This is a genomic window from Streptomyces pseudogriseolus, from assembly GCA_002154585.1.
GTDB classification, from domain to species: Bacteria; Actinomycetota; Actinomycetes; order Streptomycetales; family Streptomycetaceae; genus Streptomyces; species Streptomyces pseudogriseolus.
On sequence record MUNG01000003.1, the window covers coordinates 19,445 to 39,244 of the forward strand.

16 protein-coding genes are annotated in these 19,800 nt (G+C 71.3%); 6 read left to right on the forward strand and 10 right to left on the reverse strand.

The genetic code is table 11. The annotated features are described in order from the left end of the window. Positions 1-68 precede the first annotated feature (68 nt). Positions 69-1,421: a hypothetical protein gene (locus CCN29_RS00440; protein ID WP_086679450.1), complete on the forward strand. Its 1,353-nt coding sequence runs from the start codon at positions 69-71 to the stop codon at positions 1,419-1,421. A gap of 115 nt (positions 1,422-1,536) precedes the next feature. Here the strand turns inward: CCN29_RS00440 and CCN29_RS00445 are convergent, their stop codons facing one another. Further along, positions 1,537-2,139, reverse strand: coding sequence for a YceI family protein (locus tag CCN29_RS00445; RefSeq protein ID WP_006130810.1), 603 nt, complete (start codon positions 2,137-2,139; stop codon positions 1,537-1,539). 175 nt (positions 2,140-2,314) lie between these two features. Then, positions 2,315-3,814, reverse strand: a complete 1,500-nt coding sequence (hpnR, locus tag CCN29_RS00450; RefSeq protein WP_006130809.1) for a hopanoid C-3 methylase HpnR — start codon at positions 3,812-3,814, stop codon at positions 2,315-2,317. 289 nt (positions 3,815-4,103) lie between these two features. Between hpnR and CCN29_RS00455 the strand changes: the two genes are divergently transcribed. The 3 genes from CCN29_RS00455 (at position 4,104) to CCN29_RS00465 (ending at position 7,286) form a co-directional block, all read left to right on the forward strand. Further along, positions 4,104-4,943, forward strand: coding sequence for an SDR family NAD(P)-dependent oxidoreductase (locus CCN29_RS00455; protein WP_006130808.1), 840 nt, complete (start codon positions 4,104-4,106; stop codon positions 4,941-4,943). Between the two features lie 552 nt (positions 4,944-5,495). Further along, the gene (locus CCN29_RS00460; protein WP_037830364.1) at positions 5,496-7,079 is read left to right on the forward strand and encodes an acyl-CoA carboxylase subunit beta; all 1,584 of its coding nucleotides are present in this window, start codon (positions 5,496-5,498) and stop codon (positions 7,077-7,079) included. A gap of 15 nt (positions 7,080-7,094) precedes the next feature. Continuing rightward, on the forward strand, positions 7,095-7,286 hold the full coding sequence (locus CCN29_RS00465) for an acyl-CoA carboxylase subunit epsilon (protein WP_086679452.1): 192 nt from the start codon (positions 7,095-7,097) through the stop codon (positions 7,284-7,286). A 301-nt stretch (positions 7,287-7,587) separates the two neighbouring features. Here CCN29_RS00465 and CCN29_RS00470 read toward each other — a convergent pair whose 3' ends face one another. The 8 genes from CCN29_RS00470 to CCN29_RS00505 all read right to left on the reverse strand — a co-directional run bounded on the left by CCN29_RS00470 (position 7,588) and on the right by CCN29_RS00505 (position 18,131). Continuing rightward, the gene (locus CCN29_RS00470; RefSeq protein ID WP_026243582.1) at positions 7,588-8,169 is read right to left on the reverse strand and encodes a GTP-binding protein; all 582 of its coding nucleotides are present in this window, start codon (positions 8,167-8,169) and stop codon (positions 7,588-7,590) included. Continuing rightward, positions 8,150-8,722 (reverse strand): DUF742 domain-containing protein, encoded by a 573-nt coding sequence (locus CCN29_RS00475; RefSeq protein WP_031024728.1) that lies wholly within the window; start codon positions 8,720-8,722, stop codon positions 8,150-8,152. Before CCN29_RS00475 ends, CCN29_RS00470 begins: the two co-directional genes overlap by 20 nt. A gap of 94 nt (positions 8,723-8,816) precedes the next feature. Further along, positions 8,817-9,230, reverse strand: coding sequence for a roadblock/LC7 domain-containing protein (locus tag CCN29_RS00480; protein WP_004983065.1), 414 nt, complete (start codon positions 9,228-9,230; stop codon positions 8,817-8,819). Positions 9,231-9,240: 10 nt separating this feature from the next. Continuing rightward, positions 9,241-12,564 (reverse strand): sensor histidine kinase, encoded by a 3,324-nt coding sequence (locus CCN29_RS00485; protein ID WP_189408582.1) that lies wholly within the window; start codon positions 12,562-12,564, stop codon positions 9,241-9,243. 376 nt (positions 12,565-12,940) lie between these two features. Continuing rightward, complete coding sequence (locus CCN29_RS00490; RefSeq protein ID WP_086679456.1) at positions 12,941-13,531, reverse strand: GTP-binding protein; 591 nt, start codon at positions 13,529-13,531, stop codon at positions 12,941-12,943. After that, positions 13,512-13,907 carry a DUF742 domain-containing protein gene (locus CCN29_RS00495; RefSeq protein ID WP_006130593.1) on the reverse strand — a complete coding sequence of 132 codons (396 nt, stop codon included), beginning with the start codon at positions 13,905-13,907 and terminating at the stop codon, positions 13,512-13,514. Before CCN29_RS00495 ends, CCN29_RS00490 begins: the two co-directional genes overlap by 20 nt. A gap of 111 nt (positions 13,908-14,018) precedes the next feature. Next, positions 14,019-14,432: a roadblock/LC7 domain-containing protein gene (locus CCN29_RS00500; RefSeq protein ID WP_004983056.1), complete on the reverse strand. Its 414-nt coding sequence runs from the start codon at positions 14,430-14,432 to the stop codon at positions 14,019-14,021. A 9-nt stretch (positions 14,433-14,441) separates the two neighbouring features. Beyond that, on the reverse strand, positions 14,442-18,131 hold the full coding sequence (locus tag CCN29_RS00505) for a sensor histidine kinase (protein ID WP_086679459.1): 3,690 nt from the start codon (positions 18,129-18,131) through the stop codon (positions 14,442-14,444). 605 nt (positions 18,132-18,736) lie between these two features. On the opposite strand from CCN29_RS00505, the gene CCN29_RS00510 reads away from it, so the two are divergent. Continuing rightward, positions 18,737-18,925, forward strand: a complete 189-nt coding sequence (locus CCN29_RS00510; RefSeq protein WP_031024163.1) for a hypothetical protein — start codon at positions 18,737-18,739, stop codon at positions 18,923-18,925. Positions 18,926-19,099: 174 nt separating this feature from the next. Further along, the coding region (locus CCN29_RS00515) for a fumarylacetoacetate hydrolase family protein (RefSeq protein ID WP_086679461.1) at positions 19,100-19,800 on the forward strand (701 nt) is incomplete at its 3' end.

The window sequence follows — 19,800 nt, forward strand, 5'->3', positions numbered from 1 at the left end:
CGGAGGGCGGCAGGAATGCCTCCGGCCCGGATGTCCGTTTCGCGGCGTATTCAGGTAGCTTCGAGTGTATGAAGGCCGCATCGTCGCGCACCCTCCTCCGTCTGCTGATCCTGCCGGTGGCCGCCGTACTGGCGGTCCTGCTGGCCGGCGCTCCGGGGGCGCGGGCGGCGACGGACGTCTCCGTCGTCGCCGAGCACCTGCGCGAGAGCCCCGTCTACGTCGACCCCGCGGCCCGCGACATCCTGTCGGAGTCCGACGCCGAGGCCCTCGCCGACAAGATCGAGGACGCCGACAAACCGGTCTTCGTCGCCGTCCTCCCGGCCGACTTCCCCACCCAAAACCTCTTCCGTGACCTGCGCACCGAGACCGGCGTCACCGGCCTGTACGGCGTCCGGCTCGGCGACCGGTTCGACGCCCGCGCCGACAGCAGCGTGCTGAGCCGGCAGGGTGTGTCCAACCTGGTCGGGTCCGTGCAGGGCGCCGGGGACGCCAAGGCCCAGCTCAACGACTTCGTCGACACCGCGATCCGCAGCATCGACGGCGGCGCGCCGGGCTCCTGGAGCGACGGCTCCCCGGGTGTGCCCGTCGGCGGACTGATCACGGTCGGCGCGCTGGTGGCGGCCGGCGGGGTCGGCGTGTACACGGTGACCCGCCACCGCAGGCGCCGTCACGAGGAGGAGCAGGCGGCCGCGCTGGAGAAGCTGCGGGTGGTGGTGGACGAGGACATCACCGCGTTCGGCGAGGAGCTGGACCGGCTCGACTTCCACCCGGGCGAGCCCGGCGCGGACGACGCGATGCGCGCCGACTACGAGCGCGCGCTGGACGCGTACGAGCAGTCCAAGACGTACATGGCGGCGGCCCGCAAACCGGAGGACGTCCGGGCGGTGACCCAGGCCGTGGAGGACGGCCGGTACGCGCTCGCCTCGCTGACCGCACGCCGTGCGGGCGAACCGGTGCCGGAGCGCCGTCCGCCGTGCTTCTTCGACCCGCGCCACGGCCCCGCCGTCGCCGACGCCCGGTGGACCCCGCCCGGCGGGACGGAGCGTGAGGTGCCGGTGTGCGCGGCCGACCGGGCGCGGCTGGCCGACGGGCGCGATCCCGCGGTCCGCGAGGTCGACACCGAGTACGGCCGCCGTCCCTACTGGGAGGCCGGCCCGGCGTACGGCCCCTGGGCGGGCGGCTACTTCGGCGGCGGACTGCTGCCGGGCCTGCTGGCCGGCACGCTGCTCGGCAGCATGATGGCCGGCCCCGGGTACGCGTCCGACTACGGCTCCGGGTACGGCGACTTCGGCGGCTACGACGGCGGTGACGTCTCCGGCGCGGACTTCGACCCCGGTGACTTCGGCGGCGGGTTCGGCGGAGGCGGCGACTTCGGCGGGGGCGGCTTCGGAGGCGGCGGCGACTTCGGCGGAGGCTTCTGACCGGGGCCGCGCACCCGGACCGGGGCGCGCACCTGGCCGGCGCGCGCACCCCGGACACGCCGAGCGCCCGCCCTCCCGTACGGGAAGGAGCGGGCGCGCTCGGTGCGGCGGGGCGTCAGGCCTTGCGGATCGCCGAGATGTCGAAGTTCAGCTTGATCTTGTCGGAGACCAGCACGCCGCCCGTCTCCAGGGCCGCGTTCCAGGTCAGGCCCCACTCGGAGCGCAGGATCTCGGCCTTGCCCTCGAAGCCGACGCGCTCGTTGCCGAACGGGTCCTTCGCGGCGCCGTTGAACTCCAGGTCGATGCTGATCGGCCGGGTGGTGCCGAGGATCGTCAGGTCGCCGGTGATCCGGTAGTCGTCGCCGCCCAGGGCCTCGGCCTTGGTGGAGCGGAAGGTCATGGTCGGGAACTCGTCGATCGTGAAGAAGTCGGCGCTCCGCAGGTGACCGTCACGGTCGGCGTTGCCGGTGTCGATGCTGTCCATCACCACGTCGAGCGAGGCGGTGGACCTGCTCGGGTCCGCCCCGTCGAGGTGCAGCGTCCCGGAGAACTCCTTGAAGTGGCCCTTGACGTTGGTGACCATCGCGTGGCGGGCGACGAAGCCGATCGTGGTGTGCGCCGGGTCGAGCTCGTACTCGCCGGTCAGTGCTGCCAGGTCCGGGCTCACGGCGGAGTCGGTGGCGCCCTTGTCGTCGTCCTTGCGGCCGAAGAGACCCATGGTGTTCCTCCTGAGGGGACGGGGAAGATCCCGTTGAATGTTCAACTAACTCAACACGGCCCACCGTAGACCCATTCCCTTCAAACTTCAACATCTTTCGGGGAAGGTGTCCCGATCCGTTCACTCGAACGAGTGAGAGTGCGCGGCTGGGCGTGCGGCCGGACGTACGGCCGCCCTAGTCCGGCAGCCGACGCGCCGGGGCGCCCTGGGTCGCGCCGCGGGTGTGGACGTACAGCTGACGCCGGTCGCCCACGTCGAGCCGCTGGGGGAGCGGCAGTTCGTGACGCACCGGACGCGCGTGGTCGGCGAGCTGCCGGCGCGGGTTGTAGACCTGGTTGAACTTCCACAGCATGCGGGCGAAGTTCGTCTGCCCGTGCGCCAGGTTCCTGGCCAGCACCCGCGCCGCCCCGAACGCCGTGCGCAGCCCCAGGTGCTTGCGATTGATGACCGCCTGGGTGCGCACCAGCTCCTCGTAGAAGCGGTCCAGCGGCAGCGTGGTGGGCACCACCGCGTGCTGGATGTCGAACAGCCGGTAGTCGCGGGTGGTGAGCCGGCGCGACTCGGTGTGCCAGATCTCCGTGCCCGGGTACGGCGTCATCACCGTGAAGTGCACGATCTCCGGCACGGCCATCGCGAACTCCCGCACCACCCGGAAGCGTTCCTCGTCCCAGGCCGGGTCCACGATCAGGTTGATGGCGACCCGGATGCCCATCCGCCGGGCCGTCTCCAGCGCCTTCAGGTTCTCGTCCGGGCTGATCCGCTTCCGGTACAGGTCGAGCCCTTCGGCGTCGATCGCCTCCATGCCGAGGAACATGTACCGCAGTCCCAGCCGCGCCCACCGCTCGAACACCTCCGGGTGACGCAGCAGCACGTCGGCGCGTGTCTCCAGGTAGTACTGCTTGCGGATGCGCCGCCGCTCGACCTCCGCGGCGATGGCGTTGCCGTGCTCGGGCCGGATGAACGCCACGTCGTCGACGATGAACACGTTCGGCTCGCGGATCGCCGCGAGGTCGTCCGCCGCCGCCTCCGGCGACGCCTTGCGGTAGCTGCGGCCGTAGAACGTCCACGCCGAGCAGAACGAGCAGTCCCACGGACAGCCGCGGGTGAACTCGATCGACGCGCACGGGTCCAGCTCGCCGATGAAGTAGCGGCGCCGGCTGCGCATCAGGTCCCGGGCCGGCAGGGGCGTGTCGATGCTGTGCAGCATCAGCGGGGCGGGCCCGCGCCCCGACGCCGTGACGACCCCCGGCACGCCGTCCACGCCGCCGTCCCGCACCGCCTCCAGCAGCGGCCCGACGGCCGGCTCGCCCTCGCCCCTGATCACCGCGTCGACGGCGCCCTTCGCCTGCTCGACGACCTCCTGGGCGACGAACGAGACGCTGTGGCCGCCGAGGAACACGAAGCAGTCCGGCAGCTCCTCCTTCACCCGCTCGGCCAGCCGGATCGCCTCGGGGATGTTCGCCAGGTAGTTCAGGGAGATCCCGAGCGCCTCCGGGCGGAACGACCGCACCTCGTCGCGCAGCCGCCGCACGCTCAGCACCTGGAGGTCGACCACCCGGACCTCGTGACCCGCCTCGCGGGCGGCGCCGGCCACCCGCTCCAGGCCCAGGGGTTCGAGCCGGAGGAAGATCTCGGAGTACATCAGGGCGCTGGGGTGGACGAGCAGCAGGCGCATCGGGGGACCTCGTCACGGTGCCGGGAACAGGGCGGGACGTCCCTTTCGTAACCCGGCGGGCCGGGCCGCGTACTGCCCGTACGCCCGCATGGCCCACCCGGCGGCACGCAGGAGTGGTCCTGCGGCGCGGCGCGGCGGCCCCGCGCCCGCCCGGAGCACCGGCGGTCGCGCACGCCGGAGGGCCGCCCGCACCGCTGCCGCGAACGCCCCGCTGCGCTGGCGAGGTTCCCCGGACCGGGGGTGTCCTGGATGGCGAGGCCCGCAGCGACAGCGCATGGGAGACCGACTCGTGACCACCACCGGCTCCGGTTCCACCTACGACCCCCCGGCGGACCCCGCCGCCTCCTCCGCCGCCGCGGCGGTCGAACAGACCCCGCCCCGCACGGACCGCCGCGTCGCCCTCGTCACCGGCGCGTCCTCGGGCATCGGCGCGGCCACCGCCCGGCGCTTCGCCGCCGGCGGCTGGCATCTGCTGCTCAGCGGACGCGACCGGCGGCGGCTGGAGGAGACCGCGTCCGGCACGTCCGCCGTCCTGCTGCCCGCCGACCTCGCCGCCCCGGACGGGGCGAAGATGCTCGCCGAGGCCGCGCTGCGGGAGACGGGCCGGATCGACCTGCTGGTCGCCGGTGCGGGCATCGGCTGGGCCGGCCCCTTCCTGACCATGCCGCACACCGACATCGACCGGGTGCTCTTCCTGGACCTCAACGCGACCCTCCACCTGGTCCGCGAGGTGCTGCCCGCGATGGTGGCGGCCGGCGGCGGCCGGGTCGTGCTCGTCGGGTCGGTGGCCGGCGCGGTGGGCGTCCGCGAGGAGGCGGTGTACTCCGCGGCCAAGGCCGGACTGGCCGCGTTCGCCGAGGCGCTCCGGCAGGAACTGCGCGGCACCGGCGTCGGCGTCACGCTGGTCGTGCCCGGCCCCGTCGAGACCGCCTTCTTCGCCCGCCGCGGCCGCCCCTACCACCGCTCCCACCCGCGCCCCACCTCGCCCGGCCGGGTCGCGGCGGCCGTCTGGGACGCGGTCGGCGAGGCCCGCGACGACACCTACGTCCCGTCCTGGCTCACCCTGCCCTCCCGCGTCCGCGCCCTCACCCCCCGCCTCTACCGCCGGCTCCTCCACCGCTTCGGCTGACCCGTGCGCGGTCCCGCCCGCCCGGGTGGGCACTGCGCGTTCCCCCACGCTCGGCACCGGCCACGACCCGGCCGCCGAGGCGCCAACCGCGTCGACCTGTGCCGGACAGCCGCCCTGCCCGCACGGGCACCTGCGGGCAGACCTGCTCGACGGGCTCGTCATGGACGCCGTCAACGGCCGCGCGGCGCCGCGGCGAGGGGAGTACCGCTACGCTGCGCGTGAGCGACCCGACCCGAACGGGTCAACCCGTGGAACCGGAATGGGATCACCCCCGTACGGGAGGGGTCCGACGCCCCGGAGGCCGTGGAAGTTCCGGCCACCGGGCCCCCGGCCGCGGCTGTGCGTCACTCCGGGGGAGGCATGCGTGGCCTCTGTGTGTGAGGCGGCTCTCAGTGGCCGGCCTTTGTGCGACTCCCACAAGCCGCAGGGCCTCTGAGCAGTCGGAACGCGTGAACTGCCCCCTGGTTCTGTTCAGTGCTACCAGGAAAACACCCCGGACACTGTGAGGAGTCGACGGCTCGCAATCAGCGCCCGGCTTCGTAAGGTCACTACATGACCGTTTTGGATGAGGCGCCGGGTGAGCCGACCGACGCGCGCGGACGCGTGGCCGAACTGCACGAGATTCGTGCGCAGGCTCTGGCCGGCCCGAGCGAGAAGGCGACCCAGGCGCAGCACGCCAAGGGCAAGCTGACCGCGCGGGAGCGTATCGAGCTGCTGCTGGACCCGGGGTCCTTCCGTGAGGTCGAGCAGCTGCGCCGGCACCGGGCGACCGGTTTCGGTCTGGAGGAGAAGAAGCCGTACACCGACGGTGTGATCACCGGCTGGGGGACGGTGGAGGGGCGGACGGTCTTCGTCTACGCCCACGACTTCCGGATCTTCGGCGGTGCGCTGGGCGAGGCGCACGCCACGAAGATCCACAAGATCATGGACATGGCCATCGCGGCCGGTGCGCCGCTGGTGTCGCTGAACGACGGCGCGGGCGCCCGTATCCAGGAGGGTGTGTCCGCGCTCGCCGGGTACGGCGGGATCTTCCAGCGCAACACCAAGGCCTCGGGTGTGATCCCGCAGATCTCGGTGATGCTGGGCCCGTGCGCGGGCGGTGCGGCCTACAGCCCCGCCCTGACCGACTTCGTGTTCATGGTCCGCGACACCTCGCAGATGTTCATCACGGGTCCGGACGTGGTGAAGGCGGTCACGGGTGAGGAGATCACCCAGAACGGCCTGGGCGGCGCGGACGTCCACGCCGAGACCTCCGGTGTGTGCCACTTCGCGTACGACGACGAGGAAACCTGCATCCACGAGGTGCGCTACCTGTTGTCGCTGCTGCCGCAGAACAACCGGGAGAACCCGCCGCGGGTGGAGAGCTCCGACGCCGTCGACCGGCGCGGCGACGTTCTGCTCGACCTGGTGCCCGCGGACGGCAACCGGCCGTACGACATGGCGAAGGTGATCGAGGAGATCGTCGACGACGGCGAGTACCTCGAGGTCCACGAGCGGTGGGCGCGGAACATCATCTGCGCGCTGGCGCGGATGGACGGCCAGGTCGTCGGTATCGTCGCCAACCAGCCGCAGTCGCTGGCGGGTGTGCTGGACATCGAGGCGTCCGAGAAGGCCGCGCGTTTCGTGCAGATGTGCGACGCCTTCAACATTCCGATCCTGACGTTCCTGGACGTCCCCGGCTTCCTCCCGGGCGTGGACCAGGAGCACGGCGGCATCATCCGCCACGGCGCGAAGCTGCTGTACGCGTACTGCAACGCCACCGTGCCGCGGATCTCGCTGATCCTGCGCAAGGCGTACGGCGGCGCGTACATCGTCATGGACTCCCAGTCCATCGGCGCCGACCTGACGTACGCGTGGCCGACGAACGAGATCGCGGTGATGGGTGCGGAGGGCGCCGCCAACGTGATCTTCCGCCGGCAGATCGCCGAGGCCGAGGACCCCGAGGCCATGCGGGCGCGCATGGTCAAGGAGTACAAGTCCGAACTCATGCACCCGTATTACGCCGCCGAGCGGGGTCTGGTCGACGACGTGATCGACCCGGCCGAGACCCGCGAGGTGCTGATCCGTTCGCTGGCGATGCTCCAGACCAAGCACGCCGACCTGCCGTCCCGCAAGCACGGCAACCCGCCTCAGTAAGGGGGAGAACCGACGATGACGACACCTGACATCCGTGTGGAGAAGGGGCATGCCGAGCCGGAGGAGGTCGCGGCGATCGCGGCGATCCTGATGGCTCGTGCGGCGAGTGCGCCCGCCGCTGAGCCGGCACATCGGGGGCGGCCCCGGGCCGGCTGGCGGCGCCTGGAGCGCGAACCGAGCTTCCGAGCCCCCCACAGCTGGCGCTGACCCCAACAAGGGCCCCTCCTGTCCCAGGAGGGGCCCTTCTGCAACCCCCTAGAGGGGCGCGGGGAACTGCCGACTGCCCGCACCCGGCGCTGAAGGGTGCCGCCTGCGCCCACCCGTGCCGCCCCTAGCGGCACGACTGCCCGCAGGCTCAGCGCCCTGAAGGGGCGCGGGGAACTGCGCGATCAGCCACGGACTGCCCGCACCCGGCGTCAATACAAGCCTCCACACCCCGGTGCCGTAGCCACAAGAACAGCCCCCGTGCTGACAAAGCACGGGGGCTGTTCTCACGTCGGGGGGCGCGTCACCGCAGACGCGCCATCAACGCGTGCTCCACCAGCGTGATGAGCGTCGACTTCGCATCGGCCCGATGCCGCGCGTCCGTCGTGATGATCGGCGTGTCGGGCCCGATCTGGAGAGCCTCCCGGACCTCGTCCGGATTGTACGGCTGCTGGCCGTCGAAGCCGTTGAGGGCGATGACGAAGGGCAGTCCGCTGTTCTCGAAGTAGTCGACCGCGGGGAAGCAGTCGGCGAGGCGGCGCGTGTCGACGAGGACGACGGCGCCGATGGCGCCGCGGACCAGGTCGTCCCACATGAACCAGAAGCGGTCCTGGCCGGGGGTGCCGAACAGGTACAGGATGAGGTCCTGGTCCAGGGTGATACGGCCGAAGTCCATGGCGACCGTGGTGGTCGTCTTGTCCCCGGTGTGGGTGAGGTCGTCGATGCCTGCCGAAGCAGACGTCATGACGGCCTCCGTGCGCAGCGGGTTGATCTCCGAAACGGCCCCGACGAACGTGGTCTTGCCCACGCCGAAGCCACCCGCCACCACGATCTTCGCCGAGGTGGTGGAGCGGGAAGGACCGCCGCTAGAGCTTGCGAAGTCCACTGAGCACCCTTTCGAGCAGTGTCACGTCTGGCTGGCCGCCGGCGCTCTCGTCGCCGCCGGGCTGATGGATGGCGACCAGTCCCGCCTCCGCCAAGTCGGCGACGAGGATCCTGGCCACGCCGAGAGGGATGGTCAGCAGGGCCGAGATCTCGGCCACCGACTTGATTTCCCGGCAGAGGTTGCAGATCCGCTGATGCTCGGGCAACTGGCCCTGCATCTGGTGCGGCTGCGCGGTGGTGTGCACCAGCGCCTCGATGGCGAGCTGGTACCGCGGCCTGGTGCGGCCACCCGTCATCGCGTACGGACGCACCAGGGGATTGTTCGACGCCCCGGCGGGCGCCGCTTCGGGTGTCCGGCGCTGCGGCTGCACGGGCTGGATGCGCGGGCTGTGCGGCTGGTCGTACGGCGAGGGACCGGGGCCCTGCGGCGCGTACGGCTGACCGTGCTGCGGCGTGGAGGGGTAACCGTACCGGTTCTGGGAACCGTCGTTCTGGCCCTGGGCAGGGCCGTACGACCAGTTGCCCGCCGATGAACCGTCTGGGGGTGTTGCCACTTTCTCCTCCTCCGACTGTGCCTGGCGCCCGTACCTGTGGAGCCGCGTCCCGAAACCTTAAGGCCCCGGGACGCCATGTCGCACCGTCCGATTGTCAGTTGAGAAGGCTCCCCTGGAGCTCCGCTCGGAGGTCCGGCGTGAGGACCGTACCCGCTCGGTCGACCAGAAGGGCCATCTCGTAACCAATGAGACCGATGTCCGCCTCGGGGTGTGCGAGAACCGCGAGCGACGAACCGTCGGAAATGGACATGATGAAGAGGAATCCCCGCTCCATCTCCACAACCGTCTGATTCACACTGCCGCCCTCGAAGATCCGAGAGGCGCCGGCCGTGAGTGAGGTCAGACCGGAGGCGACGGCCGCGAGCTGGTCGGCGCGGTCGCGGGGGAAGCCTTCGGACATCGCCAGAAGGAGTCCGTCGGCGGAGACCACCACCGTGTGGGACACCCCCGGGGTGTTGTCCACGAAGTTGGTGATCAACCAGTTCAGGTTCTGTGCCGCCTGGCTCATCGGGCTCACACTAACGCTCCTGGTTGTAGGTGCTGTCAGGACCGAGGCCCTGGCCGTTCGTTTCACTGCCTGCGGTGCGGCCTCGCTGGACGCCGCGGCGCAGGTTGCTCAGCCTGCCCCGGACGTCCTCCGGGGCGCGGGAGACCTGGGGGCCTCCCTGGGGGGTCGTCTCGGCGGCTCCCTGGACCAGGTTGGCCTTCGGGACCCTCCGCGGCAGGCCGGAGGAGGTCACTCCGCCCGCCTTGGGCTTCCGAAGCTGCGAGGCCTGCTGCCAGCGCTCGTCGTTCGCCGAGCGCCAGCCGCTGTCGCCGTTGCTCTCCGGAGTGGTGGCCGGCGGCTCCTGGTTACCGCGGCCCGTGCCGCCCGAGCCGCCTGCGCCGTTCGCGGTGGAACCGCGGCGCGGGAGCCCGGCATCGGTCAGCGCGTGGGCCTCGGAGGGCGCCGGTCCCGGACGGTCGAAGCCTACGCCGTCCGGCTCACGCGCGTCAGCGGCCTGCGAGGATTCCCCCTCCGGGGTCTGAGCAGGGTACTGGTCCTGGTAGCCGTCGCGGTAGCCGTCGTGGCGCGGCCAGTCGTCGTCCTGACGCCGCTCGCCGAAGCCCGGGAACGAGCCCGTGGCGCCCTGGCCGTTCCGGGCCGGCTCGGCGTAGGAGCCGTTGGAGTAGCCGCCGTTCTGCGGGAAGGCGTCGTTCTGCGGGAACGCGTTGCTCTGGAAGCCGTCGTTCTGCGGCAGATCGCCGTTCGGCGCGTAGTAGCCCTCGCCGTACGTCTGCCGCTGCTCGTCGTAGCCGCCCTGCCGGCCGTCGTCGTACGCCTGCTGGTCGTACCCGCCGCCCTGCTGCTGCTCCTGGTAGCCGCCGTCGTAGCCCTGGGTGTCGTACCCCTGGCCGTTGTCGAAGCCCTGGCCGTCGTCGTAACCCTGCTGCTGCGCGGCGAACTCGTCCTGGTACGCGCCCTGCTCGGTGCCCTCCTGGGCGTTCCCGGCGGTCAACTCGCCCTGCTGGGCGGGCGACTGGGCCTCCAGGGCCGCACGCCGCTCCTCGCGCATCAGGGACCGGCCGACCGGGTCCAGCTCGCGGATGTCGTCGGGGACCTCCGCGTAGCGGCTGTCGTCGAAGCCGAGCTCCGCGGCCGTGCGCATCGGCTGGCCGAAGTTCTCACCCTGGAAGTTCTGCTCCGGGATGATCTGCGAGACCGTGAACTCGTCCTGCACCGGCGCCGCCTCGCCGCCACCGCCGTGGGTGATGGCGTCCGGCAGCATGACCAGCGAGGTGGTGCCGGCCTGCTCGCCCGAGGGGCGGAGCTGGACGCGGATGCCGTGCCGGTCGGACAGCCGGCCGACCACGAACAGACCCATGCGCTGCGAGATCGCGGCGTCCACGGTCGGCGGGTTGGCCAGCTTGTGGTTGATGTCCGCGAAGTCCTCGGCGGTGAGGCCGATGCCCTTGTCGTGGATCTCGATCATGATGCGGCCGTCGGGCAGCCGGGTCGCGGTGACGCGCACCTTCGTCTGCGGCGAGGAGAACGTGGTGGCGTTCTCCAGCAGCTCGGCGAGCAGGTGCACGAGGTCGGTGACCGCGCGGCCGTGGATCTCGGCGTCCGGCACACCGGACAGCTCGATGCGCTCGTACTGCTCCACCTCGGAGGAGGCGGCGCGCAGCACGTCGACCAGCGGGACCGGCTGGTCCCAGCGGCGGCCCGGCTCCTCGCCGGCGAGGACCAGGAGGTTCTCGCCGTTGCGGCGCATACGGGTCGCGAGGTGGTCCAGCCTGAAGAGGTTCTCCAGCTGGTCCGGGTCGGCCTCGTTGTTCTCCAGGTCGGTGATCAGGGTCAGCTGGCCCTCGATCAGCGACTGGTTGCGGCGCGACAGGTTGGTGAAGATCGCGTTGATGTTGCCCCGCAGCAGGGCCTGCTCGGCGGCGAGCCGGACGGCCTCGCGGTGGACCTGGTCGAAGGCGCGGGCGACCTCGCCGATCTCGTCCGTGGAGTTGATCGGGATGGGCGCGACCTTGGTGTCCACCCGGCCGGGGTCGGTCCGGGAGAGCTGGTCGACCAGCATCGGCAGGCGCTGCTCGGCGATGCCGAAGGCGGCGTTGCGCAGCTGGCGCATCGACCGGGACATCTGGCGGGCCACCATGCCGGCCAGGATGAACGCGGCGAGCAGCGCGAGCACGACCGCGGCGCCGGTGATGAAGGCGTCCCGCTGGGCGTCGGAGGCGATCTGCGAGGCCGCGTCCACCGCGGTGTCGGAGAGGTCGGACTCGATCTGGCGGTAGCCGTCGAACTTGAGGGTGTTCATCGCCCACCAGTTCTCGGGCGTGATGCCCTTGGCGGCGAGGTCCTGACGGGCGGCTTCGTCCGTGGTGGACAGCCGGCCCAGCTCGGAGATCATCGTCTCCGGCTTGGACGGCGGCGGGACGTAGTCCGGGTCGCTCTGCGCCGCCTCCTTCGCCCTGGCGGCGCCCTCGCTCTGGATGTTCGCGGCGATCTCTTCGAGCTTGGCGTTGTCCGCCTCGGTGCCGCCGCCCTTGTACTCGTCGAGGGCGATGCGCTCGAGGTAGGCGTACGACAGGAAGGCCACGCGCTGGCTGGCGAGCTGGCTGTCGGTCGGGCCCGGCTTCACCAGCAGGTGCATGCCGATGGCGCGCTGGAGCGAGGCGGCGGACTTGGTGAGCGAGATGGCGTAGACCGTACGGCCGTAGCTGGTGACGTTGCCGGTGCCGAGGCTGAGCTCGTTGGCGACCTCCATCAGGGGGTGGGCGACGGCGACGTAGCCCTCCTCCGTCTCGACGCCCTTGAGCTTGGAGGTGTAGGCGGCGGCGCGCAGCGCGGACAGCTTGGGCTCGGCCTCGCGGACGAGCTGGAGCCGGCGCTGGAGGCCGGCCTTGTCCGGCGCGCTCTGCGCCGCCTCGTCGAAGGCGTCGGCGGCCTGGTCGGTCGCCTGGCGCGCCTTGGTGACGTCCGCGTCGTCCGGGCCCTTGCCGCTGAGCAGCGGCACGGCGCTGACGTCGCGCTCGTTGTAGAGGGCGTTGGCGTAGGTGAGGGAGGCCCGCACGAGGCGGGCGGTGTTCTCGGCGTCCTGCGCCTCGTTCCAGGTGTCGATCGAGCTCTTCACCTGGAAGCCGCCCATGACGAGGCCGACCAGCACGGGTATGAGCAGGATCGCGTTCAGCCTGGTGGCCACGCGCCAGTTCCGCGGGGACATGCGTCCCCCGCTCTGAGCGGGCGCGGCCTTCGGCTCGGGACCGGGCACGGGGGCGGGCGCCGCTGTGCGCGGCGGCGGCGTGAAGTTGCCCCGGGCCGACGGCTCGGGACTGTTCTTGCTTCGCCTCACTCGACCAACAACCTCTCGGCGGTCGGCACCTTCGTCGTGCCGCAGTGTCTCAGAGCCCGGCATGCCATCGACTACTGAGTACGTCTTTGACCCATGGGCAGTTCAGGCATTCCAGCATGCCGACCAGCGCTCTTCCAAACATGGAAAGGCAGGGATCCCGAGTGATGTAAGCCCCAGATAAAACGGTCATACAGAGCGAGGACCGTCAAATGACGAGGTCTCCGTGCGCACAGCGACACTGCGCGAACGCGTCGCGTGTCGGCCTCACCCGATTCCTCTGCCGAAACGTTATGAACACCGGGGCCGGCCGTGTCAAAGGACACAGCCGGCGCCGGTACATCTACGACAACTGAAGTATGCCGCTTTTGCTTTGGCTCTACCTGAGTCGTGCCATAAGGGCGTGTTCGACCAGGGTGATCAGCGCACTCTTGGCGTCCGCGCGGTGGCGGGCGTCCGTGGTGATGATCGGGGCGTCGGGCCCGATCTGGAGCGCCTCGCGCACTTCCTCCGGGGAGTAGGGCTGCTGGCCGTCGAAGCCGTTGAGGGCGATGACGAAGGGCAGTCCGCTGTTCTCGAAGTAGTCGACCGCGGGGAAGCAGTCGGCGAGGCGCCGCGTGTCGACGAGGACGACGGCGCCGATGGCGCCGCGTACCAGGTCGTCCCACATGAACCAGAAGCGGTCCTGGCCGGGGGTGCCGAACAGGTACAGGATGAGGTCCTGGTCCAGGGTGATACGGCCGAAGTCCATGGCGACCGTGGTGGTCGTCTTGTCCCCGGTGTGGGTGAGGTCGTCGATGCCTGCCGAAGCAGACGTCATGACGGCCTCCGTGCGCAGCGGGTTGATCTCCGAAACGGCCCCGACGAACGTGGTCTTGCCCACGCCGAAGCCACCCGCCACCACGATCTTCGCCGAGGTGGTCGCACGGCTGTCGGAGACCGTCCCGCCGCTAGAGCTTGCGAAGTCCACTGAGCACCCTTTCGAGCAGTGTCACGTCCGGGGCGCCTGTCGCCTCGTCGCCGCCCGGCTGGTGCACGGCGACGAGTCCCGCCTCCGCCAGGTCAGCCACCAGGATCCGGGCGACCCCCAGCGGCATGTTGAGCAGTGCCGACACCTCGGCGACCGACTTCACCTCTCGGCACAGGTGGCAGATGCGCTGGTGCTCCGGAAGGAGCCCCATGAGCGCTGCCGGGTCGGCCGTCGTACTGATCAGGGCCTCGATGGCCAGCTGGTAGCGCGGCCGGGTCCGGCCGCCGGTCATCGCATACGGACGAACCAGCGGCTGGTCGCCCTCGTCCTCGTACGGCTCCGCGTACGGATCATGAGAGGCGGTGGGCGGGGTCATGAATCCTCCGGGCGGGACAGCAAGCGGTCAGTCAAGCCATCTGAAGGGGCCGGTGGGGGGAATTGTGGCGGCCGGACGGTGATTTGGTGAGACGGGTGGTGCCGGGGCCGATCAGTGAAGCAGACTTCCCTGTAGCTCGGCGCGCAGGTCCGGGGTGAGGACCGCCCCCGCGCGGTCGACCAGGAGCGCCATCTCGTAGCCGACGAGGCCGATGTCGCACTCGGGGTGCGCGAGCACGGCGAGGGACGAGCCGTCGGAGACGGACATGAGGAAGAGGAACCCCCGCTCCATCTCCACGACCGTCTGAGCGACGTTGCCGCCCTCGAAGATCCGTGAGGCGCCGGCCGTCAGGGAGGTCAGCCCCGAGGCGACGGCCGCGAGCTGGTCCGCGCGGTCGCGCGGGAAGCCCTCGGAGAGCGCCAGGAGGAGACCGTCGGCGGACACGACGACGGTGTGGGACACACCAGGGGTGTTGTCCACGAAGTTGGTGATCAACCAGTTGAGGTTCTGTGCCGCCTGGCTCATCGGGCTCAACTAACGCTCCTGCTGGTGAGTGGGGTGCGGGAAGCTGCCGGTCTGTGCGGACCCGGCCTGACGACCCTGTGCGATACCCCGACGGAGATTGGTCAGCCGGCCGCGCACGTCATCGGGGGCGCGCGAGACCTGAGGACCGCTCTGGTGGTTCTGCTGCTGAGCCGTGCCCGGGACGAGGTTCGCCTTGGGCACCCGGCGCGGCAGGCCGGAGGTGGTGACGCCGCCCGCGGCCGGCTTGCGGACGCGTTCGGCCTGCTTGACGAGCTCGTCGTTGGGCGAGCTGCGCCAGGCGGCATTGGACCGCTGCGAGCCGGTCGGGCTCTGCGGTTGCGGGGACTGCTGCTGCGGCTGGTGCTGCGGGGCGGCCGGCGCGGAGCCGTTGCCCTGCTCCTGCGCACCGCCCTGACCGCCGCGGAACCAGTTGGTCTCCAGCGTGTCGTAGAGCGGGGTGCGGCCGTCGCCCGGGCCGGTGGCCGGGGGCAGCGCCCACTGGTCGGACGGCTGGCGCTGCTCCTGCTGCTGCGGGGGCTGCGGAACCTGCGGACGCGGCGGGACGGGACCGGCGCCGTGCGTGCCGTTCACCCGCGGGCGCTCGAACTGGCCCGTGGCGGACGGGTCCTGGCGGCCGGGCAGCGCGTAGCCGCCGGTCGAGCCGTTGTCCTGGCCCGGGGCCGGGTACTGGCCCGCGCCGTTGTCGTAGCCCTGCGCGGGGAACTGGCCCGTGGCGGCGGGGTTCTGCGCGCCGGGGCGGCCGCCCTGCGGGGCGCCGAAGATGTCACCGCGGACGAACTGGCCCGTGCCCTGCGCACCGTTGGCGGCGGGGCGGCCGTACTGGCCGGTGTCCTGTCCGGGCGCGTGCTGCTGCTCGTCGAAGCGCGGGATCTCCGCCGTGGCGCCGGGGCCCTGGCGGTCGTCGAAGCGCGGCATCGCGGCGGTGCGGGAGACGTCCGGCTCCTCGTGGCCGCGCGGGGCGTCCATCGGGGCGCGCGGCGCCGGCGGGCGGGCGTTGTCGTCGCTCCAGCTCGGGGTGCGCTGCTGCTGGTCGCCGCCCGGCAGTTCCGGACGGGCGCCGCCACGCGGCGGGAGCTGGGGACGGCGGCCGCGCTCGGGGGCGTTGCCCCGCTGCGGCGGAACCTGGCCCCGGCCGCCGCCGAAGGCGTCCTGGTCCTGGTTGCCGGCCGGACCCGCGGCCTGCGGGGCGTTCGGGCCCTGCTGCCCGAAGCCGGCGCCGGCGCCCGCCGGAGCGGGACGGCCCTGCGGGGGAGCGGACGGGGCGCCCTGGTCGAACAGCGAGGGAGTCTGGTTGGCGGAGGGACCCTGCGGTCCCCGGCCGCCGGGACGGCCGCCGCCGTCCCGCCCGGGCAGTGCGGCGCGTGGACCCTGACCGGTGCCGAGGCGCCCGCCGGGCGCACCCGCGCCGAGCGGGCCGCCGCCGGACTGGCCGGCCCCCGCGGAGCGCCGCGCGGCGGCGGCGCCCGCGGCGGCCTGCGCGGCGGCCGGACCGCCCACGCCGCCCGGCTGACCAGGCTTGCCCTGCGGCTTCTTGCCGCCCTGGGCGACGTCGACGGGCAGCATGACCAGCGCGGTCGTGCCGCCGGAGTCGGACGGGCGGAGCTGGATGCGGATGCCGTGGCGCTGCGACAGACGGCCGACCACGAACAGACCCATGCGGCGGGAGACGGAGACGTCCACGGTGGGCGGCGAGGCGAGCCGCTCGTTGATCGCCGCGAGGTCCTCGGGGGACAGACCGATACCGGTGTCGTGGATCTCGATCAGCACGCGCCCGTCGGGCAGGGCGTGACCGGTGACCTTGACCTTGGTCTGCGGGGAGGAGAACGAGGTCGCGTTCTCCAGCAGCTCGGCGAGCAGGTGCACGAGGTCGTTGACGACGCGGCCGGCCACTTCGGTGGACGGCACCGCGGCCAGTTCGATGCGCTCGTACTGCTCCACCTCGGAGGCGGCGGCGCGGAGCACGTCGACCAGGGGGACCGGGCGGGTCCACCGGCGGCCGGGCTCCTCACCCGCGAGGACGAGGAGGTTCTCACCGTTACGGCGCATGCGGGTCGCGAGGTGGTCCAGCTTGAACAGCGAGGACAGCTGGTCCGGGTCGGCCTCGCGGGACTCCAGCTCGGAGATCAGCGACAGCTGGCGCTGGATCAGACCCTGGGAACGGCGCGAGAGGTTGGTGAACATCGCGTTGACGTTGCCCCGCAGCAGGGCCTGCTCGGCGGCGAGGCGGACCGCCTCGCGGTGCACGTCGTCGAACGCCGCGGCCACACGGCCGATCTCGTCCCGGGAGTGCACACCGACCGACTCCACGGTCGTGTCGACGTCCTGCGGGTCGGACTCGGAGAGCTGCTTGACCAGGTCGGGCAGGCGCTCCTGGGCGACCTTGGTCGCGGTCTCCTCCAGGCGGCGCAGCGACCGGATCATGGACCGGGCCACGACGAAGGCGCCGACGAGGGACACACCGAGCACGAGGAGGATCAGCGCACCGGAGATGAACGCGTCGCGCTCGGTGGCGCTGCGCAGCTCACGGGCCTTCTGTTCCATCTCCTCGAGCAGCGAGAGCTCGATGTTCTTCATCTGCTGGATCTTGGTGGAGCTGTCGTCCAGCCAGTCACGGTAGGAGCGCGCGCCCACCGACTGCAGACCGAACTCGGAGGCCAGCGCGCGGCCGGCGTACTCGTCGGTCGCCTTGATCGTGGTGTTGCCCTCTTCGATGGGCAGCAGCAGCTCGGCGGCGGGGTCCTCGCCGTAGATGCTCTTGAAGGCGCGGACCTCGGACTTCTGGCTCTCGAGGGCCGACTGCGCGTAGAGCCGGTCGTTCTCGTTGAGCTTGCCCTTGGTGGTGTTGCTGGCGGGCAGCGCGGCGGCCAGGACGGCGCGCTGGACCGACGCGTACTCCTTGGCGGAGGAGAAGGACGCCAGGGCACGCGTGCGCTGGATCATGTCGGGGTTGCTGGTCGCCTCCGCCATGTCCTGCGAGAGGTCGATCAGGTTCTCGATCAGGCGGTGGTAGCCCTCGACGGTCTGCGTCGAGTTGTCCTCCTGCTGGAACGCCGTGTTGCGGATCTTGGCGAGCTCGCTCAGGTCGCCGGCCAGCTGGACGAGGTTGTCGCGGACGCCCTTGAGGTTGCCGTCCTTGCTCGCCGCGTCGATCTCCTCGGAACTGTCGAGGAAGTTCGACATGGCGCGGTCGGTCTTCTCGCGGTAGCCCTTGACCGAGAAGTCCGTGCCCTTGCCGCCGTGCGCGAGCGGACCGGCCGACTGGTCACGCTCCTCCTGGAGGGCGTGCGCCAGCTCGGTGGCCTGCTTGGTCATCTCCGTCAGCAGCTTCATGTTGTCGAGCTGCTGGATGTCGTCCATCGACTGCTGGATACGCAGCGCGCCGAGCGAGGTGGCCGCGACCACCGGCAGCGCCAGCAGCGACACCAGGCGGGTCGAGATCCGCCAGTTGCGCAGGGCTATTCGCGAACCCGGGCCGGCCGGACCGGCGGGGGCGACCGGCGGAGTGGCGGGTGCGGACGGCGCGCCCGCACCGGGGCGCTCGCCGCCGCTGCTTCCGGGCGGGGTCGGTCCCTGGCTCTGGGCGTGCTGGGGCGAGGAGCTGACGGCCTTGGGGCCAGTCCCGCCCTGCGGCTCCGGCTCCGCCGAAGCGCTGCCATCCCTCTTGAAACGTCCCTGCACTAGCGTCGCAACCTCTGAACCAGGCGCCCCTCCGCGTGAACGGCGAGGCACGGTGTCGGCGTCATAGGGGCGCCCTGAATACGCCCCCGTGGTGGTCGTGATGGTCCGGCGCCGGTTCCCCCATCTCGCCGCCGCTCGGCGCGTGGTCGCGCCCCCTGTGCGCCGGCTCGATCCCTGCGGCGGTCCGTGAGATTCCAGCACAGTGCAGGATCTCCAACAAGGCCCGTGGGCTTACCCGTGACATACGTGACACCCCGTGTCCGCCGGGTCACCAGACGTAGAGCGGGATCTTCCCCATTCCGGGCATACCGGCGCGGACCGGCGGGGTCCTGAGGGTGTCCCAGTCGGCATGATCAGGAGCGGAATGGTCGCTTCAGGGGGTCAATGTCCGATTCCGGTCACCCCGACGGGCGTCCAGGATGTCCGAAATGTCATTCCTGTCGTGAGCAAACTCACACCGTGATCACGGCTGCCGCCCCCGGGCCGCCGGGAATTGAATGTTTAGCCTGACGCTTTACAAGGACGGCAGAACTGACAACCCGCGCCCGTCCGAGGGTCTTCCCGGCCCTCCGGGCGCCCGTGCACAGGACAGGGTCAAGTAAACAGTGAAGACGACGACGATGTTCCACAAGATCGCCAACCCGCGGCGCACCACGCTCGCGCACCTCGACGGTGCCGACGAACTGCAGAAGCCGGTCCAGCAGGAGCACCCCGTCGAACTCCCGGCCCAGACAGCCAACCCCAAGCGCACCGTCCTCATGGAGATCCCGGTCACGGCCGCCGCCGCGAACTGACACCGGTCCATACGCGCGGCCGCCGCGAAACGCTCAACGCGCGCCGCGCACCCACGAGGGGCGCCCCGCCGGCCGCGGTGGGGCGCCCCTCGTCAGGTGCGCCGGGCCGGGACCCCTGCGCGTTAGCCTGGAGCGTCAGACTCCAGCCGCTTCAGTCAAGGGGACCAGCATCCCGTGCGCATCGCCAGATTCTCCATCGACGGGAACGTCGCCTTCGGCGCGGTCGAGGGCGAGAAGCAGGACGAGCTCGTCCTGGACATCATCAAGGGCATCCCGTTCGCGGACTTCGAGCTCTCCGGCACCAAGGTCCCGGTGAGCAAGGTCAGGCTGCTGCCCCCGGTGCTCCCCAACAAGGTGGTGGCCTTCGGGCGCAACTACGCGGACCACGCGAAGGAGCTGGGCAACGAGGTGCCCGACGCCCCCTTCGCCTTCTTCAAGCCCGCCACCTCGGTCATCGGCCCCGGCGACGAGATCCAGTACCCCTCCTTCTCCCAGGACGTGCACCACGAGGCCGAACTCGCCGTGGTCATCGGCCGGCTCTGCCGCGAGGTCCCGCGCGAGCGCGTCAAGGACGTGATCTTCGGCTACACCTGCGCCAACGACGTCACCGCGCGCGACGTCCAGAAGCGGGAGAAGCAGTGGGCCCGCGCCAAGGGCTTCGACACGTCCTGCCCGCTCGGCCCCTGGGTGGAGACCGGCCTGGACGTCGAGAGGGCGTCCGACCTGACGATCCAGCTCACGGTCAACGGCGAACAGCGCCAGCTCGGCCGCACCAGCGAGATGACCCACTCCATCGAGGACCTGGTCGTCAACATCTCCGAGGCCATGACGCTGCTCCCGGGCGACGTCATCCTCACGGGCACCCCGGCCGGGGT

Bases quoted from the DNA above. Each gene is read 5' to 3' on its own strand.
- CCN29_RS00440 (WP_086679450.1), top strand. From the start codon at position 69: ATGAAGGCCGCATCGTCGCGCACCCTCCTCCGTCTGCTGATCCTGCCG.
- CCN29_RS00445 (WP_006130810.1), bottom strand. From the start codon at position 2,139: ATGGGTCTCTTCGGCCGCAAGGACGACGACAAGGGCGCCACCGACTCC.
- hpnR (WP_006130809.1), bottom strand. From the start codon at position 3,814: ATGCGCCTGCTGCTCGTCCACCCCAGCGCCCTGATGTACTCCGAGATC.
- CCN29_RS00460 (WP_037830364.1), top strand. From the start codon at position 5,496: ATGACCGTTTTGGATGAGGCGCCGGGTGAGCCGACCGACGCGCGCGGA.
- CCN29_RS00465 (WP_086679452.1), top strand. From the start codon at position 7,095: ATGACGACACCTGACATCCGTGTGGAGAAGGGGCATGCCGAGCCGGAG.
- CCN29_RS00480 (WP_004983065.1), bottom strand. From the start codon at position 9,230: ATGAGCCAGGCGGCACAGAACCTGAACTGGTTGATCACCAACTTCGTG.
- CCN29_RS00495 (WP_006130593.1), bottom strand. From the start codon at position 13,907: ATGACCCCGCCCACCGCCTCTCATGATCCGTACGCGGAGCCGTACGAG.
- CCN29_RS00500 (WP_004983056.1), bottom strand. From the start codon at position 14,432: ATGAGCCAGGCGGCACAGAACCTCAACTGGTTGATCACCAACTTCGTG.